The sequence below is a fragment of the Pseudomonas sp. 05N36 genome (assembly GCF_056397385.1).
This window is the reverse complement of the sequence record NZ_JBFTNH010000005.1, coordinates 338,350-353,847: the sequence shown is the minus strand read 5'-3', so window position 1 is coordinate 353,847 and position 15,498 is coordinate 338,350. Positions and strand designations below refer to the sequence as shown.

Annotated in this window: 14 protein-coding genes; 10 read left to right on the top strand and 4 right to left on the bottom strand. The window is 60.8% G+C overall.

Annotated features, from left to right (window positions below):
* Positions 1-91 precede the first annotated feature (91 nt).
* Positions 92-1,585, top strand: a complete 1,494-nt coding sequence (locus tag AC1DIH_RS10035) for an aldehyde dehydrogenase (protein ID WP_477771560.1) — start codon at positions 92-94, stop codon at positions 1,583-1,585.
* A 185-nt stretch (positions 1,586-1,770) separates the two neighbouring features.
* Positions 1,771-2,913, top strand: a complete 1,143-nt coding sequence (locus tag AC1DIH_RS10030) for an MFS transporter (RefSeq protein WP_477771559.1) — start codon at positions 1,771-1,773, stop codon at positions 2,911-2,913.
* A 72-nt stretch (positions 2,914-2,985) separates the two neighbouring features.
* On the opposite strand, the gene AC1DIH_RS10025 is transcribed toward AC1DIH_RS10030, so the two are convergent.
* Together AC1DIH_RS10025 and AC1DIH_RS10020 are read right to left on the bottom strand one after the other, a co-directional pair.
* Positions 2,986-4,551, bottom strand: coding sequence for a phospholipase D family protein (locus AC1DIH_RS10025; protein WP_477771558.1), 1,566 nt, complete (start codon positions 4,549-4,551; stop codon positions 2,986-2,988).
* A gap of 87 nt (positions 4,552-4,638) precedes the next feature.
* Positions 4,639-6,069, bottom strand: coding sequence for an aminotransferase-like domain-containing protein (locus tag AC1DIH_RS10020; protein ID WP_477771557.1), 1,431 nt, complete (start codon positions 6,067-6,069; stop codon positions 4,639-4,641).
* Positions 6,070-6,247: 178 nt separating this feature from the next.
* Here AC1DIH_RS10020 and AC1DIH_RS10015 point away from each other — a divergent pair, with 178 nt between their 5' ends.
* Positions 6,248-6,493, top strand: coding sequence for a DUF1127 domain-containing protein (locus AC1DIH_RS10015; protein WP_477771556.1), 246 nt, complete (start codon positions 6,248-6,250; stop codon positions 6,491-6,493).
* Positions 6,494-6,636: 143 nt separating this feature from the next.
* On the opposite strand, the gene AC1DIH_RS10010 is transcribed toward AC1DIH_RS10015, so the two are convergent.
* Positions 6,637-7,950, bottom strand: coding sequence for an NAD(P)/FAD-dependent oxidoreductase (locus AC1DIH_RS10010; RefSeq protein ID WP_477771555.1), 1,314 nt, complete (start codon positions 7,948-7,950; stop codon positions 6,637-6,639).
* A 149-nt stretch (positions 7,951-8,099) separates the two neighbouring features.
* Here AC1DIH_RS10010 and AC1DIH_RS10005 point away from each other — a divergent pair, with 149 nt between their 5' ends.
* On the top strand, positions 8,100-8,453 hold the full coding sequence (locus tag AC1DIH_RS10005; protein ID WP_145014159.1) for a YkgJ family cysteine cluster protein: 354 nt from the start codon (positions 8,100-8,102) through the stop codon (positions 8,451-8,453).
* A gap of 164 nt (positions 8,454-8,617) precedes the next feature.
* On the opposite strand, the gene AC1DIH_RS10000 is transcribed toward AC1DIH_RS10005, so the two are convergent.
* Positions 8,618-9,106: an Lrp/AsnC ligand binding domain-containing protein gene (locus AC1DIH_RS10000; protein WP_003206849.1), complete on the bottom strand. Its 489-nt coding sequence runs from the start codon at positions 9,104-9,106 to the stop codon at positions 8,618-8,620.
* 156 nt (positions 9,107-9,262) lie between these two features.
* Between AC1DIH_RS10000 and dadA the strand changes: the two genes are divergently transcribed.
* The 6 genes from dadA to AC1DIH_RS09970 all read left to right on the top strand — a co-directional run bounded on the left by dadA (position 9,263) and on the right by AC1DIH_RS09970 (position 15,401).
* Positions 9,263-10,567, top strand: coding sequence for a D-amino acid dehydrogenase (gene dadA, locus AC1DIH_RS09995; protein ID WP_477771554.1), 1,305 nt, complete (start codon positions 9,263-9,265; stop codon positions 10,565-10,567).
* On the top strand, positions 10,539-10,892 hold the full coding sequence (locus AC1DIH_RS09990) for a RidA family protein (protein WP_427529617.1): 354 nt from the start codon (positions 10,539-10,541) through the stop codon (positions 10,890-10,892). Before dadA ends, AC1DIH_RS09990 begins: the two co-directional genes overlap by 29 nt.
* A 102-nt stretch (positions 10,893-10,994) precedes the next feature.
* Positions 10,995-12,068, top strand: a complete 1,074-nt coding sequence (gene alr / locus AC1DIH_RS09985) for an alanine racemase (protein WP_477771553.1) — start codon at positions 10,995-10,997, stop codon at positions 12,066-12,068.
* Positions 12,069-12,195: 127 nt separating this feature from the next.
* Positions 12,196-12,744 (top strand): cupin domain-containing protein, encoded by a 549-nt coding sequence (locus AC1DIH_RS09980; RefSeq protein WP_019694258.1) that lies wholly within the window; start codon positions 12,196-12,198, stop codon positions 12,742-12,744.
* 183 nt (positions 12,745-12,927) lie between these two features.
* Positions 12,928-13,344 carry a c-type cytochrome gene (locus tag AC1DIH_RS09975; protein WP_019694257.1) on the top strand — a complete coding sequence of 139 codons (417 nt, stop codon included), beginning with the start codon at positions 12,928-12,930 and terminating at the stop codon, positions 13,342-13,344.
* Between the two features lie 134 nt (positions 13,345-13,478).
* Positions 13,479-15,401: an acetyl-CoA hydrolase/transferase C-terminal domain-containing protein gene (locus tag AC1DIH_RS09970; protein ID WP_477771552.1), complete on the top strand. Its 1,923-nt coding sequence runs from the start codon at positions 13,479-13,481 to the stop codon at positions 15,399-15,401.
* Positions 15,402-15,498: the final 97 nt, after the last annotated feature.

The following is a 15,498-nucleotide window of genomic DNA, read 5'->3' as shown; positions in this document are numbered from 1 at the left end:
TGGGCCGAATTGAAAACTGGCCGGGCAGAATTCCTGTAGGTGCCTGCGTAGATCGCGTGGCGCTCGTATTCAATAAGAGGAGGACTCTCGTATGACTACCCTGACTCGTGCCGACTGGGAACAACGCGCCCGCGACCTGAAGATCGAAGGCCGTGCCTACATCAATGGCGAATACACCGCAGCGGTCTCCGGCGAGACATTCGACTGCATCAGCCCTGTCGATGGCCGTCTGCTGGGCAAGATCGCCAGCTGTGATGCCGCCGACGCCCAGCGCGCCGTAGAAAACGCCCGCAGCACGTTCAACTCGGGTGTCTGGTCGCGTCTGGCACCAGCCAAGCGCAAGGCCACCATGATTCGTTTCGCCGGCCTGCTCAAGCAGCACGCCGATGAGCTGGCGCTGCTTGAAACCCTGGACATGGGCAAGCCGATCAGCGATTCCCTGTACATCGACGTTCCGGGCGCGGCGCAAGCGCTGAGCTGGAGCGGTGAAGCCATCGACAAGATCTACGACGAAGTGGCCGCTACCCCGCACGACCAACTGGGTCTGGTGACCCGTGAGCCGGTGGGTGTGGTGGGTGCCATCGTGCCGTGGAACTTCCCGCTGATGATGGCCTGCTGGAAACTCGGCCCGGCGCTGTCCACCGGTAACTCGGTGATCCTCAAGCCATCCGAAAAATCCCCGTTGACCGCTATCCGCATCGCGGCGCTGGCCGTTGAAGCCGGTATCCCGAAAGGCGTGCTGAACGTGCTGCCAGGCTACGGTCACACCGTCGGCAAGGCGCTGGCCTTGCACATGGACGTCGACACGCTGGTGTTCACCGGTTCGACCAAAATCGCCAAGCAACTGATGATTTATTCCGGCGAATCGAACATGAAGCGCGTCTGGCTGGAGGCGGGTGGCAAGAGCCCGAACATCGTGTTTGCCGATGCGCCGGACCTGCAAGCGGCGGCCGAGTCCGCTGCCAGTGCCATCGCGTTCAACCAGGGCGAAGTCTGCACCGCAGGTTCCCGTCTGCTGGTCGAGCGTTCGATCAAGGATAAATTCCTGCCGCTGGTGATCGAGGCCCTGAAGGCCTGGAAGCCGGGCAACCCGCTGGATCCGGCGACCAACGTCGGCGCACTGGTCGACACGCAACAGATGAACACCGTGCTGTCCTACATCGAATCCGGTCACACCGACGGCGCGAAACTGGTGGCGGGTGGCAAGCGGATCCTCCAGGAAACCGGTGGCACCTACGTTGAGCCGACGATCTTTGATGGCGTGAGCAACGCCATGAAGATCGCTCAGGAAGAGATCTTTGGCCCGGTGCTGTCGGTCATCACCTTCGACAGCGTCGATGAAGCGATCCGGATCGCCAACGACACGCCGTATGGTTTGGCCGCTGCTGTCTGGACCTCGGATATCTCCAAGGGCCACCTGACCGCCAAGGCCCTGCGTGCCGGCAGCGTGTGGGTCAACCAGTACGATGGTGGCGACATGACCGCGCCGTTTGGTGGTTTCAAACAGTCGGGCAACGGTCGTGACAAGTCGCTGCACGCGTTCGACAAGTACACCGAGCTGAAGGCGACCTGGATCAAGTTGTAAACCATTCAGGGAGCCTGTTCTGAATCAGGCTCCCTGAACGACGCAGATCCCCTGTGGGAGCGAGCCTGCTCGCGATAGCGGTATGACAGTCGACGTCAATGTTGAATGTTGCGCCGTCATCGCGAGCAGGCTCGCTCCCACAGTGCTTTGCGCTGTACATAAAAATATCCACAGGAGCGTGGAACATGCGTTGGGCGACTTATTTCGCCGTGTTGGCCTCTGTCCTGAGTGTCGGCCTGGCCCTGGGCGTCAGCATGCCGTTGGTGTCGTTGCGCCTGGAAAGCTGGGGTTACGGCTCGTTTGCAATCGGTGTCATGGCGGCGATGCCGGCGATTGGTGTGCTGCTGGGGGCCAAGGTCTCCAGCCATTTGGCGGCACGTTTCGGCACGGTTAATCTGATGCGCCTGTGCCTGTGGGCCGGGGCGTTTTCCATCGGTTTGCTGGCGCTGTTGCCCAGTTATCCGGTCTGGCTGGTGCTGCGTTTGATGATCGGGGTGGTCCTGACCCTCGTGTTCATCCTCGGCGAGAGCTGGATCAACCAGTTGGTGGTCGAACAATGGCGCGGGCGACTGGTGGCGCTGTATGGCAGCAGTTATGCCCTGAGCCAACTGTCCGGTCCGTTGCTGCTGGGTGCGTTGGGCACCGACAACGATTTCGGTTTCTGGGTCGGTGTTGGCTTGCTGGTGACGTCGCCGCTGTTGCTGTTGGGACGTAGCGGCGCGCCGAGTAGCGAAGCCTGCAGCGTGACGTTCAGTGACTTGCTGAGCTTTTGTCGGGGCCTGCCGGCGATTGCCTGGGCGGTGTCGCTGTTTGCTGCGTTCGAGGCGATGATCCTGACCTTGCTGCCGGTGTATTGCCTGCGCCAGGGCTTCAGCGCTGAAATCGCCCTGGCGATGGTCAGCACCGTGGTGGTCGGCGATGCCTTGTTGCAATTGCCGATTGGTGCGCTGGCGGATCGGCTGTCGCGGCGTACGTTGTTTGCCGGTTGTGCAGTCATCCTGATGCTCTCGAGCCTGGCGATTCCACTGTTGATCGAGACCACGCTGATCTGGCCGTTGTGGGTGCTGTTTGGCGCCAGTGCCGGCGGTTTGTTTACCTTGTCGCTGATTCTGATCGGCGAACGCTACCGCGACGATGCGCTGGTGCGAGCCAACGCTCACATTGCGCAATTGTGGGGTATCGGTTGTCTGATCGGCCCATTGGCGGCTGGTGCCGGCAGTCAATGGATCAGTGGGCACGCCTTGCCGTTGCTGATGGCGGCGGGGGCGTTTGGGCTGGTGATCCTGTTGCTGCGCCAAGGGGCGTTTGGCACGGTACAACCAGCGTAATGTGTAGCAGCTGGCGCAGCCTGCGTTCGGCAGCTGCTACGGACGATGTGATGGCGCAGGGGTATGCAGTTTTTAGAGCATCCGCTCCAGTCCCACCGATTTGCTGAGCCAGGCGTTGAAATGTCGCCACCAGCTCCCCGGTTCTCGGGTCAGGGTGTGTGGCTGGCCGTCGTCTTCAGTGGCCCACACCACCTGGCCATTCTCCAGTCGAGCCTCATAACTCAGGGCCGCAGACATGCCTCGCTGGGCCAGTTCACGAACCTGTCCGGCGAGTTCCGGGCTGTCCACCAGCACCCCGACTTCAGTGTTCCAGAGCACCGAGCGCGGATCGAAATTGAATGAGCCGATGAACGCCTTTTGCCGGTCAAAGATCATCGCCTTGCTGTGCAGGCTGGAATCGGAGCTGCGGGAGGTGGCACCGTGGAACAGGTGCGGGCCACTACCTCCATGCTCGCCGGGTTGACGGCGCAACTCGAACAGCTTCACGCCATGTTCCAGCAACGCCTTGCGGTAAGGCGCGTAGCCACCGTGTACGGCCGGCACGTCGGTGGCGTCCAGGGAGTTGGTCAGCAAACTGACTGAAACCCCGGCATCCGCGCGTCCCGTCAGGTAGACCAGCCCTGTCTGGCCTGGGACGAAATAGGCCGAGATCATGATCAGCTCGTTACTGACGCCTTGTAGTTCGGGCGCCAGTTGGGTGGTCAGCAGCAGTTGCGGATCCGGCTCGTCCTTGGCCAGCACCTTGCTGGGTGCGTCCCACAATGCCTGGTTCCAGGCCCAGATCAATTCACGCCGCCAGATATCCAGGTGTGGATGGGTCTGGTAAATCTTCAGTTGCTGGTACAGCGCATGGTTCTGTTGGCGGGTGCCCTCCAGCGACTCTTTCAGCCGCAGTCGGGTGTTGGCCAGATCCTTTGCCGTGGGTTTGCTCGAGATAAACTCATCGATCGGTTTGCTCAGGGCGCTGTTCCAGTACTGGTCGAAACTGTGCCCGAGCTGCTCGGCTACCGGGCCGATGCCGAGCATGTCGATGTCGGTGAAATTCAGGTCGGGCTCGGCATCGAAGTACTCGTCGCCCAGGTTACGGCCGCCGACGATGGCTGCGCTGTTGTCCGCCAGCCACAGCTTGTTGTGCATGCGCCGATGCTGAAGTGACAGGTTGAACAGCCGCCCCATGGTACGGGTCAGCCCGGTGCTGCGGCCCAGGTGCAGCGGGTTGAACAGGCGAATATGAATCTGCGGATGCGCAGCAAGGGTGGCGATGATCTGGTCCAGGCCATCGCTGGTGGTGTCATCGAGCAGAATGCGTATGCGCACGCCGCGGTCGGCAGCCTTGAGCAGCTCCGCCGCCAGCAATCGTGTGCTGACACCGTCGTGGACGATGTAGTACTGCAAGTCGAGGCTGCTTTGCGCATTGCGAATCAGCTCGGCACGCGCCATGAAGGCTTCACTGCTGTTGGGCAGCAGGCGGAAGCCGGAACGGCCTTGATACGCCGCAGCCTGTGACTGGATCGAGCGCCCGAACGCAGAGTCCGCGGCTGGCAGCGTCTGGCTCGGTTTGTGATGCACGGCGAGAGAGGTGCAGCCGCTCAGTAGCGAGACGAGCGGCAGAAAAAGCAGGGCTTGTCTGGAGCGCAAATCGGAGTTTCCGCGAATGGGCAGGATCCGGAGTATGGCACGGCATTTGGCAATGCTCCGTGAATGCTCAGGCGTCGGTTGATTGCGTTATGTGTCCTCGTGATGCTCGGCCAGTAGCTTGATCGCTGCCGCGCCGACCTTGCGCACCGCCTCTTCAACCTGCGGTGTCGGTTTGGCCGAGTAGTTCATGCGCAGGCAATTGCGGTATTTGCCCGAGGCGGAAAAAATACTGCCGACGGCAATCTGTACGCCTTGGTCGATCAGCGCACGATTCAGTTTCAGTGTGTCGAAACTTTCCGGCAGTTCGACCCACAGCATGAAGCTGCCTTGCGGGCGGCTGGCGCGGGTACCTGCAGGAAAGTAGCGGCTGACCCAGTCGAGCATCAGGTCGCGATTTCGCTGGTATTGCGTGCGCATCCGCCGCAAATGCGGTTCGAAGTGCCCGCCCTTGAGGAATTCGGCGATGGCGATTTGTGGTTGTGGCGCGGTGGAGCCGGTGCTGATGTATTTCATGTGCAGCACCCGCTCCAGATACCGGCCCGGCGCGACCCAGCCGATGCGCAGCCCCGGTGCCAGGGTCTTCGAAAACGAGCTGCAGAGCAGGACGCGGCCGTCTTCGTCGAAGGATTTGATCGTGCGGGGACGAGGGTAGGTGTAGGCCAGTTCGCCATACACATCGTCCTCAATGATTGCCACATCGAAGCGCTGTGCCAGGGTCAGCAGTGCCCGCTTGCGCGCCTCCGGCATGATGTACCCCAATGGATTGTTGCAGTTGGGGGTCAACTGTATGGCTTTGATTGGCCACTGTTCCAGCGCCAGTTCCAGCGCCTCGAGACTGATCCCGGTAATCGGGTCGGTGGGTATTTCCAGGGCTTTCATGCCCAGCCCTTTGAGGGTCTGCATGGCGCCGTGAAAGCTCGGCGAGTCGACGGCCACGATGTCGCCCTGCTCGCAGATCGCGCGAATGCTGGTGGACAGCGCTTCGTGGCAGCCGGTGGTGATCACCAGGTCGTTGGCGCTCAGTTGACAGCCGGAGTCGAGCATCAGGCGCGCAATCTGTTCGCGCAGTTCGAGGATTCCGTAGATGTTGTCGTAATACAGGCCGGGCATGTCCTGCCGTCGACTGATCCGTGCCAACCCGCGCAGTAGAGGCTTCATGGTTGGTGTGGTGACGTCCGGCATGCCGCGACCGAGCTGCACGATGTCCTTGCGTGGGACGGCGCGAATCAGCTCCAGCACCTGATCCCACTGGGAAATGTCCACCGGACGCTGGGCCGGGCGGCCAACGACCGGCAACTCCGGCAGCTCGCGCCCGGCCGGCACGAAGTAGCCGGATTTCGGCTTCGGCATTGCCAGCCCGCTGTCTTCCAGAACCCGATAGGCCTGCTGCACCGTGCTCAGGCTGACCCCGTGCTCGACACTCAATGCCCGTACAGACGGCAGTCGATCGCCCGGACGGTAGAAGCCCTGTTCGATACGCGTGCCGAGCAATTCGGCGAGGTTGACGTAAAGAGTCATGGTGCAGCCTCGGTGAAGAGATTCAGGGGACCAGTACAGATGGGGCAAAAATACAGGATTCAGTCGCTAAAACGGCAAATCTGTATGGAAGTAATACAGCTCCTTTGAATCTGTAACGGTTTTGCCACCCCGCGCATCATGGAATCTCTGGCGACCCAAGTAAACAGGAGCAATCAAAATGAGCGGCTTGAGCGATGTGCGGCTGACGTTACACAGTCAGGAACTGGAGGCTGGGCAGGAAAAGGGCATGCGCGCGTCAACGCTGCGCAATGCCCCGTCCGGTCTCGGTCGCTGGGGGCTGTTCTGGCATCGTCTGCACACGCGCAAGTCCTTGCTTGAGCTTTCGCCCGAGCAGTTGCGCGATGTGGGGCTGAGTCGTGCAGAGGCGCGGGAGGAGGGGCTCAAACCCTTTTGGCGGATCTGAGTGTGATGGCGCCCTTTCGATCGAATCGCGAGCAGGCTCGCTCCCACAATTGATCACCGGTGCTCACAAAATGTGTGTTCACTGTAGATGTCTGTGGGAGCGAGCCTGCTTGCGATGAGGCCGGTAAGAACGCAGGCCAGCTTTCAGGCCAGTTCTTTAAGCCGGTGCCACAACATCCCCAGCGCCAACAACGGCGACCGCAAGTACTTCCCGCCCGGAAAGGTAATGTGCGGCACCTTGGCGAACAGATCGAACCCGCCACCTTGCTGACCGCTGATGGCTTCGGCCAGCAGCTTGCCGGCCAGGTGGGTAGCGTTCAGCCCATGACCGGAATAGGCCTGGGCGTAATACACATTCGGCTGGTCCTGGAGCCGGCCGATCTGCGGCAGGCGGTTGGCGCCGATGCCGATCATCCCGCCCCATTGATAGTCGATCTTCACCCCGGCCAGTTGCGGGAAGACGTCGAGCATCTTCGGGCGCATATACGCGGCGATGTCCGACGGATCGCGACCGGAATAGTGGCAGGCGCCGCCGAACAGCAAGCGCCGATCCGCCGAGAGTCGGTAGTAGTCCAGCGCCACTCGCTGGTCGCAGACCGCCATGTTCTGCGGCAGTAATGCGTGGGCCTGCGCTGCGCTCAAGGGTTCGGTGGCGATGATGTAACTGCCGGCGGGCAGCACTTTGCCGCTGAGCTCGGGGTTAAGGTTGTTGAGGTAGGCGTTGCAGCCGAGCACCAGGGTCTTGGCGCGGACCGAGCCTTGCGCGGTGTGGACCTTGACCTCGCTGCCATAGTCGATGCGGGTCACGGCCGATAGTTCGAACAGTTTCACGCCCAGTTGCTGCGCCGCGGCAGCTTCGCCCAAGGCCAGGTTCAGCGGGTGCAGATGCCCGGAACCCATGTCGATCAGGCCACCGACATAGCGGTCGGAGCCGACCACGCTGTGCATTTCGTGGGCTTGCAGCAGTCGGGTCTCATGGCGATAGCCGAGGCTACGCAGCTCGGCCGCATCTTCGGCGAAACCTTCAAGGTCGCGAGGTTTGTTGGCCAGGTCGCAATAACCCCAGGTCAGGTCGCAGGCGATCTGAAAATGCGCGATCCGTTGCCGGACGATTTCCACCGCTTCCAGGCCCATGAGTTTCATCTGACGGACGCCGTCCGTGCCGATCACCTCGGCAAACTGATCGAGGCCATGACCGATCCCGCGAATCAGTTGTCCGCCATTGCGCCCGCTGGCGCCCCAGCCGATCTTGCGCGCTTCGAGCAGCACCACGCTGCGGCCGCGTTCGGCCAGTTCGATGGCGGTGTTCAGTCCGGAGAACCCGCCGCCCACCACGCACACGTCCGCCAGCAGTTCGCCTTCGAGCGCCGGATAATCGGGCTGCGGCAGGCTGCTGGCGGCGTAGTAAGACGCCGTGTGCCGGTTGTTCGGGGCAGGTTGCAGAACGCGGGCGTTCATGTGCGTCATCCGGGTTTCGTGTGTTTAGTAAATTTTACGGAGCATAAGCCGGACCTTTCGGCGTGGGCAACACTGATCGGCTTACGCTGTCTGGCGCGAGGCTTTTAGGGCAAAATCCCACCCCGTTCACTTTTCCGGTACTCGCTTCGATGAGCTGCAACAGTCAGAAAATCCGCGCTCTTCGCCAGCAAATCCCCTCGTTCGAGTGCGTGCCCGGCTGCCATGACTGCTGTGGCCCGGTGACCACTTCGCCAGAAGAAATGTCGCGCCTGCCGCGTAAGACCAGGGCCGAGCAGGACGCTGCGATGGACGAACTGAACTGCGTGCACCTGGGCCCCGATGGCTGCACGGTGTATGACGAGCGGCCGTTGATCTGTCGGTTGTTCGGCACCACCAAGACCTTGCCATGCCCTAATGGTCGCCGCCCGGTGGAGTTGATTCACCCTCGGGTCGAGAAGCAGATCCATGAATACATGGCCAGCACCCGGCAGGTGTTGGTTTAGAAGCACCGTTGCTTCAGGTAGATCGAGTCGCTTCAATCGCGAGCAGGCTCGCTCCCACATTGGGGCCTTGTCGTACACAAAACAGTGCCCGCTGAAAATCTACTGTGGGAGCGAGCCTGCTCGCGATGGCGCCTGCTCTGGCAACCATTTCCTCAGCCCTGACCTCAATCCGGAATCGGCAGGTTCAGGCTCTCTTTCACTTCTTCCATCACGATATAGCTCTTGGACTCACGCACGTGGGGCAATTTGAGCAGGATGTCGCCCAGCAGTTTGCGGTACGAGGCCATCTCGGAAATCCGCGCCTTCACCAGGTAGTCGAAGTCCCCTGACACCAGGTGGCATTCCAGTACGTGCGGCAGTTTCAGTACGGCGCGTCGGAACTCTTCGAAGGTATCGCCGGACTTGTAGTCGAGGCTGATCTCGACGAACACCAGCAGGCTGCCCTTGAGGTGCTGCGGGTTGAGCCGGGCGTTGTAGCCCATGATGATCCCTTCGCGCTCCAGGCGTCGCACCCGCTCGGTGCAGGGCGTGGTCGACAACCCGACCTTTTCCCCTAGCTCGGTAAACGAAATCCGCCCGTCTGCCTGAAGGATGCGCAGGATGTTGCGGTCGATCTTGTCCAGCTCACGTTTCGTTTGAGTATTGGTCCGCATAGGGGATGCGCCTCCGTAAAAAGGGATTTTGCCGAGAATTGTCGCCAAATATAGGCACTTATATAGTGAAAAGCACTGGCCAATGTTTTTTACACTGCGCACATCTGTGATTTGTACAACAAACGTCAGCGGTAAGCCGCGATGAGGGATACGAAAATGCGCGTTCTGGTCTTGGGTAGCGGCGTCATCGGTACCGCCAGTGCCTACTATCTGGCTCGGGCCGGGTTTGAAGTAACGGTTGTAGACCGTCAGCCGGCTGCTGCCATGGAAACCAGTTTCGCCAACGCCGGCCAGGTCTCGCCGGGTTATGCCTCGCCGTGGGCCGCGCCGGGCGTGCCGCTCAAAGCCATCAAATGGCTGCTGCAACGCCACGCACCGCTGGCGATCAAGGCCACCGCCGATATCGACCAATACCTGTGGATGGCGCAGATGCTGCGCAACTGCACCGCCAACCGTTATGCGGTGAACAAGGAGCGCATGGTCCGCCTGTCCGAGTACAGCCGTGACTGCCTCGATGAACTGCGTGCTGAAACCGGCATTGCCTACGAAGGCCGCACCCTGGGGACCACTCAACTGTTCCGCACTCAGGCGCAGCTGGATGGCGCGGCAAAAGACATCGCGGTCCTGAAAGAGTCCGGCGTGCCCTTTGAACTGCTCGACCGCGCCGGCATTGCCCGCGTCGAACCAGCGCTGGCCAGCGTGACCGATATCCTCGCCGGTGCCTTGCGCCTGCCGAACGACCAGACCGGTGACTGCCAGATCTTCACCACGCGCCTGGCCGAAATGGCCGTGAAACTGGGCGTGGAATTCCGCTTTGACCAGGACATTCAGCGCCTCGACTACGCCGGTGACCGGATCAACGGCGTGTGGATCGACGGCAAGCTGGAAACCGCCGACCGCTATGTATTGGCGCTCGGCAGCTACTCGCCGAAGCTGCTCAAGCCGTTGGGCATCAAGGCCCCGGTGTACCCGCTCAAGGGCTACTCGCTGACCGTGCCGATCACAAATCCGGCGATGGCCCCGACGTCGACTATTCTCGACGAGACCTACAAGGTTGCGATCACCCGTTTCGATACCCGCATTCGTGTCGGCGGCATGGCTGAGATAGCCGGTTTTGACCTGTCGCTGAACCCGCGTCGACGTGAAACGCTGGAGATGATCGTCAACGATCTTTATCCTCAGGGCGGCGACCTGGCCGAGGCGAGTTTCTGGACCGGCCTGCGTCCGACCACTCCGGACGGCACGCCGATTGTTGGCGCCACTCCGTTCAAGAACCTGTTCCTGAACACCGGTCATGGCACACTTGGCTGGACCATGGCGTGCGGCTCCGGCCGCTTGCTGGCCGACTTGATGGCGAAGAAAACGCCGCAGATCAGTGCCGAAGGCCTCGATATTTCCCGTTATGGCAACACCCCAAAGGAGTCTGAAAAGCATGTCAATCCAGCGCCAGCTCACCAATGAGCGCATGAGCCAGATCGTTGTCCACAACGGTACCGTGTATCTGGCCGGGCAAGTCGGCGACGACATGAATGCCGGGATTGAACAGCAGACTCGTGAAACCCTCGCCAACATCGAGCGTTTGCTGGATCTGGCCGGGACCGACAAGACCAAACTGCTGTCGGTGACGATTTACCTGAAAGACATTGATGCCCATTTCCAGGGCATGAACAGTGTCTGGGACAGCTGGCTGCCAAAGAACGTCGCGCCCGCCCGTGCGACGGTCGAAGCCAAGCTGTGCGAACCGGAGATCCTGGTTGAGCTGTCGGTAGTGGCTGCTCTGCCGTAGGGTCTGTTTAAGCAACGATCCCTCTCCCGGTGCTGCTGGCGGTTCACGCCGTCAGCCAGCGCCGGTTTTTTCTTCCCCATGACCGCCTAGAAGTCTGCCGCCATGCGTCCTGCCCGTGCCCTGATCGATCTTCAAGCCCTGCGTCATAACTATCAACTGGCCCGTGAAGTCTCGGGGGCGCGTGCCCTCGCGGTGATCAAGGCCGATGCCTACGGCCATGGCGCGGTGCGCTGTGCCCAGGCCCTGGAGGCCGAGGCGGACGGTTTCGCCGTGGCTTGCATCGAAGAAGCCCTGGAACTGCGCGCCGCCGGTATCCGTGCGCCGGTGCTGCTGCTCGAAGGCTTTTTCGAAGCCGATGAGCTGTCGCTGATCGTTGAGCATGACTTCTGGTGCGTGGTGCATTCGCTGTGGCAGCTCGAAGCGCTCGAGAAAGCCGCGTTGAGCAAGCCGATCACGGTCTGGCTCAAGCTGGATTCGGGCATGCATCGGGTCGGCCTGCATCCCGCGGATTATCAGGCGGCGTATCAGCGCTTGCTGGCCAGCGGAAAGGTTTCGAAGATCGTGCTGATGAGTCACTTTGCGCGTGCCGATGAGCTGCATAGCAGCAGCGCGGCGGAGCAGGTTGCGGTGTTTGAAGCGGCGCGCCAGGGCTTGTCGGCACAGGTCAGCCTGTGTAACTCGCCGGCGGTGCTGGGCTGGCCGCAGGTGCCGAGCGATTGGGTTCGCCCCGGCATCATGCTTTATGGCGCGACACCTTTTGAAGAAGCCAATCCGGTGGCGGCACGCTTGCAGCCGGTGATGACCCTGGAATCGAAAGTCATCAGCGTGCGCGAATTGCCGGCCGGTGAGCCGGTGGGCTATGGGGCGAAGTTCATCACCCAGAAGCTGATGCGCATCGGCGTGGTTGCCATGGGCTATGCCGACGGTTATCCGCGTCAGGCGCCCACCGGCACGCCGGTGTTGGTGGCCGGGCAGCGCAGCCAGCTGCTGGGACGGGTGTCGATGGACATGCTCTGCATCGATTTGACTGATGTGCCGCAGGCCGGCCTTGGTTCTACCGTCGAGTTGTGGGGTAAAAACATCCTTGCCAGTGACGTCGCCATGGCTGCCGGGACCATTCCCTACCAGATCTTCTGCAACCTGCGTCGCGTGCCACGGCTCTATTCCGGGAGCTGAGGCAGGCAGTCGAGACCAGAAGTCGCTTTGCCAAACAGGATTCAGCCCCAAGTGTTGTAAATACTGAACGCTGTCGCCATGATAACGCTCACTATCTACACAATCTGAATCCTGGGAGGCTAATGCATTGGACGTCGGTGAACGACTGCAATCGATCCGTAAACTGAAAGGTCTATCCCAGCGAGAGCTCGCCAAGCGGGCAGGCGTTACCAATAGCACCATTTCAATGATCGAGAAAAACAGCGTCAGCCCCTCGATCAGTTCGCTGAGGAAGGTCCTTGGCGGCATCCCCATGTCCATGGTCGAGTTCTTTTCCGAGGAGATTCTTCAGGAAAAACCGACGCAGATCGTCTACAAAGCCAACGAACTGATCGATATCTCCGATGGCGCCGTGACCATGAAACTGGTCGGCAAGGCCCATCCGAGCCGTGCTATCGCGTTCCTCAACGAGATTTACCCGCCAGGCGCCGATACCGGTGAAGAGATGCTCACCCATGAGGGCGAGGAAACCGGAATACTGCTCGAGGGTCGGCTGGAGTTGGTGGTCGGGCTCGAGACATTCGTGCTCGAGGCCGGGGACAGCTACTATTTCGAAAGCACCAAACCGCACCGTTTTCGAAATCCGTTCGATGCGCCAGCGCGACTAATCAGCGCAGCCACACCGGCAAATTTCTAGGAAAAGAGGCGTCCGGCAAGGTTTTGCGAGTCGCCCCATGCTGTATTTCGCCACGACGTAATACCCCTAGGACTTTAGGGTTGTTTCAGTGTGGCGGGCTTACCGCTATACTTGCGCCCGCCTGCGAAACCGTGGCCGTGGGCGTGACTAGCCACCATTGAGGGTGTACGCGTGAATCTAATTATGAAAATGCTGGCCGCACCAGCAACCGTATTGGCCCTTTGGGCAGTCAGCGCTCAGGCGTCGACCACTGACGATATCGCCAAGCGCCTTGAGCCTGTCGGCCAGGTCTGTGTACAAGGCCAGGAGTGCAAGGGGATGGAAGTCGCCGCTTCGGTAGGCGGCGGTGCAGCGAAAACTCCCGATGAAATCATTGCCAAACATTGCAATGCTTGCCATGGCACGGGTCTGCTGGGCGCACCGAAAATCGGTGATGCTGCAGACTGGAAAAAACGCGCCGACAAAGAAGGCGGCACTGCTGCTGGCCTGGCGAAAGTAGCGTTGACAGGTCTCAATGCGATGCCACCAAAAGGCACTTGCAGCGACTGCGAAGTGAAAGACCTTGAAGGCGCCATCCAGAAGATGTCCGGCCTGAAATAAGCCCCGTCTTCAGTGAAAAAGCCGCTTGCGAGCGGCTTTTTTGTACCCGGGATTTGACCTCGAGACTGGTCATCGCGATCAGGACGCGGCAAGCTCGAACCGACCTCAATTCATGGACAGGTCGGGAGGGTCTGATGGTGCAGTCGGTATCAATCGAACAGGCAGTCGATGATGTGCTCGCACGTTTGCCAGCGCATATACACCTCGGCCTGCCACTGGGGCTGGGCAAACCCAACCGCTTCGTCAACGCGCTGTATCAGCGCATCGCCCGGTTGCCCGAGCGGCAACTGACGGTCTACACCGCGTTGAGCCTGGGTCGTCCGGCATTGGGCGACGGCTTGCAGCGGCGCTTTCTGGAACCCTTCATCGAGCGCGTGTTTGGCGACTATCCCGAGCTGGATTTTCTCGCCGACCTGCACCGTGACAGCCTCCCGGCGAACATTCACATCGAGCAGTTCTTCCTGCAGCCCGGCAGCTTGCTGCACAGCGCGTCGGCGCAACAGGACTACGTCAGCAGCAACTACAGCCACGCCGCCCGGGACATCAACGCTGCCGGGTTGAACCTGGTGGCGCAACTGGTGGCTCATGACCCGCAACAGCCGGATCGACTGAGCCTGAGTTGCAACCCGGACATCACCCTCGACCTGTTGCCGATGATCGCCAAACGCCGCGCCGCCGGGGAAACCATCCTGCTGCTCGGCCAGGTCCACTGCGATCTGCCGTACATGCCAGGGGACTCGGAAGTCGAGCGCGAGGCGTTCGATCTGCTGATTGACGAGGAGGAGGGCAGCACGCTGTTTTCCACACCGAACATGCCGGTGGGCGTTCAGGATCACTTCATCGGCCTGCATGCCAGCACCCTGGTGCGGGACGGTGGCACCCTGCAAATCGGCATCGGTGCCATGGGCGATGCGCTGACCGCCGCGTTGCTGTCACGGCAGGCGGATAACGACGGCTACCGTGCGTTGTTAACGGACCTTGATGCGCATTACTGGGCGCCGCTGATCAGTCGTGAAGGCGGCGTGGAGCCTTTTGCCAAGGGGCTTTATGGTTGCAGCGAGATGTTTGTCAACGGTCTGCTGGCGTTGTCCGATGCCGGGATCGTGCGGCGCAAGGTTTATCCGAGCGTCGCCCTGCAACAGCACGCCAATGCCGGGACCCTGGATGAGTCGGCTCAAGTGGGCGGCATCTCGATACACGGTGGGTTTTTCCTTGGGCCGCGCAGTTTCTATCAGCGACTGCGGGATTTACCTGACAGCAAGCTCGCTGAATTCAACATGACCGCCATCAGCTACATCAACGAGCTGTACGGCCAGGAAGAGCTCAAGCGCTTGCAGCGCCTGGATGCGCGTTTCATCAACAGCGCATTCACCATGACCCTGCTCGGCGCCGGTGTCGCTGATCAATTGGAAGGCGGGCAGGTGCTCAGCGGTGTCGGCGGGCAATACAACTTCGTCGTCCAGGGCCATGCGCTGGAAGGCGCGCGCTCGATTCTGATCCTGCGCAGCTGGCGTGAGTCGGGCGGTGAAGTGAGCTCGAACATGGTCTGGGCGTACGGCCACTGCACGATTCCACGGCACTTGCGCGACATTGTGATCACCGAATACGGCATCGCCGATTTACGCGGCAAGACCGACGCCAAGGTGATCGAAGCGTTGCTCAACATCAGCGATTCACGCTTCCAGCCTGGCTTGATCGAACAGGCGCAGAAGGCCGGCAAACTGCCGAAGGATTTTCGCCTCGATCCGCGTTTCACCGACAACAGCCCGCAGCGCTTGACGGCAATTGCTGCACGGCACCCTCGGTTGTTTCCAGAGTATCCGTTGGGCAGTGATTTCAGCAGCGAAGAGCGGGATTTGTTGCGGGCGCTGAACTGGCTCAAGAGCAAGTTCAAACTCACCGAAATTCTGCAGCTGGGCAAGGCTGCGCTGGATGCGCCGGAACCCTCGGAGTACCCGGTTCATCTGGAGCGGATGCAGTTGACGACGCCTGAGGGCTTGAAGGAGGACTTGTATCAGCGGTTGCTGCTGGCAGGCCTGAAGGCCACCGTGTATTAACCATCCACACAAAACAACTGCGGGAGCGAGCCTGCTCGCGATAGGGCCGTGTCAGTCAACATTGATGCCAGCTGACACTCCGTCATCGCGAGCAGGC

Coding starts and splice junctions, on each gene's coding strand:
- AC1DIH_RS09990 (WP_427529617.1), top strand. CDS start 10,539: ATGTCAATCCAGCGCCAGCTCACCAATGAGCGCATGAGCCAGATCGTT.
- AC1DIH_RS09970 (WP_477771552.1), top strand. CDS start 13,479: ATGGTGCAGTCGGTATCAATCGAACAGGCAGTCGATGATGTGCTCGCA.
- AC1DIH_RS10010 (WP_477771555.1), bottom strand. CDS start 7,950: ATGAACGCCCGCGTTCTGCAACCTGCCCCGAACAACCGGCACACGGCG.
- AC1DIH_RS10020 (WP_477771557.1), bottom strand. CDS start 6,069: ATGACTCTTTACGTCAACCTCGCCGAATTGCTCGGCACGCGTATCGAA.
- AC1DIH_RS09975 (WP_019694257.1), top strand. CDS start 12,928: ATGAAAATGCTGGCCGCACCAGCAACCGTATTGGCCCTTTGGGCAGTC.
- AC1DIH_RS10000 (WP_003206849.1), bottom strand. CDS start 9,106: ATGCGGACCAATACTCAAACGAAACGTGAGCTGGACAAGATCGACCGC.
- AC1DIH_RS10035 (WP_477771560.1), top strand. CDS start 92: ATGACTACCCTGACTCGTGCCGACTGGGAACAACGCGCCCGCGACCTG.
- alr (WP_477771553.1), top strand. CDS start 10,995: ATGCGTCCTGCCCGTGCCCTGATCGATCTTCAAGCCCTGCGTCATAAC.
- AC1DIH_RS10030 (WP_477771559.1), top strand. CDS start 1,771: ATGCGTTGGGCGACTTATTTCGCCGTGTTGGCCTCTGTCCTGAGTGTC.
- AC1DIH_RS10005 (WP_145014159.1), top strand. CDS start 8,100: ATGAGCTGCAACAGTCAGAAAATCCGCGCTCTTCGCCAGCAAATCCCC.
- dadA (WP_477771554.1), top strand. CDS start 9,263: ATGCGCGTTCTGGTCTTGGGTAGCGGCGTCATCGGTACCGCCAGTGCC.
- AC1DIH_RS10015 (WP_477771556.1), top strand. CDS start 6,248: ATGAGCGGCTTGAGCGATGTGCGGCTGACGTTACACAGTCAGGAACTG.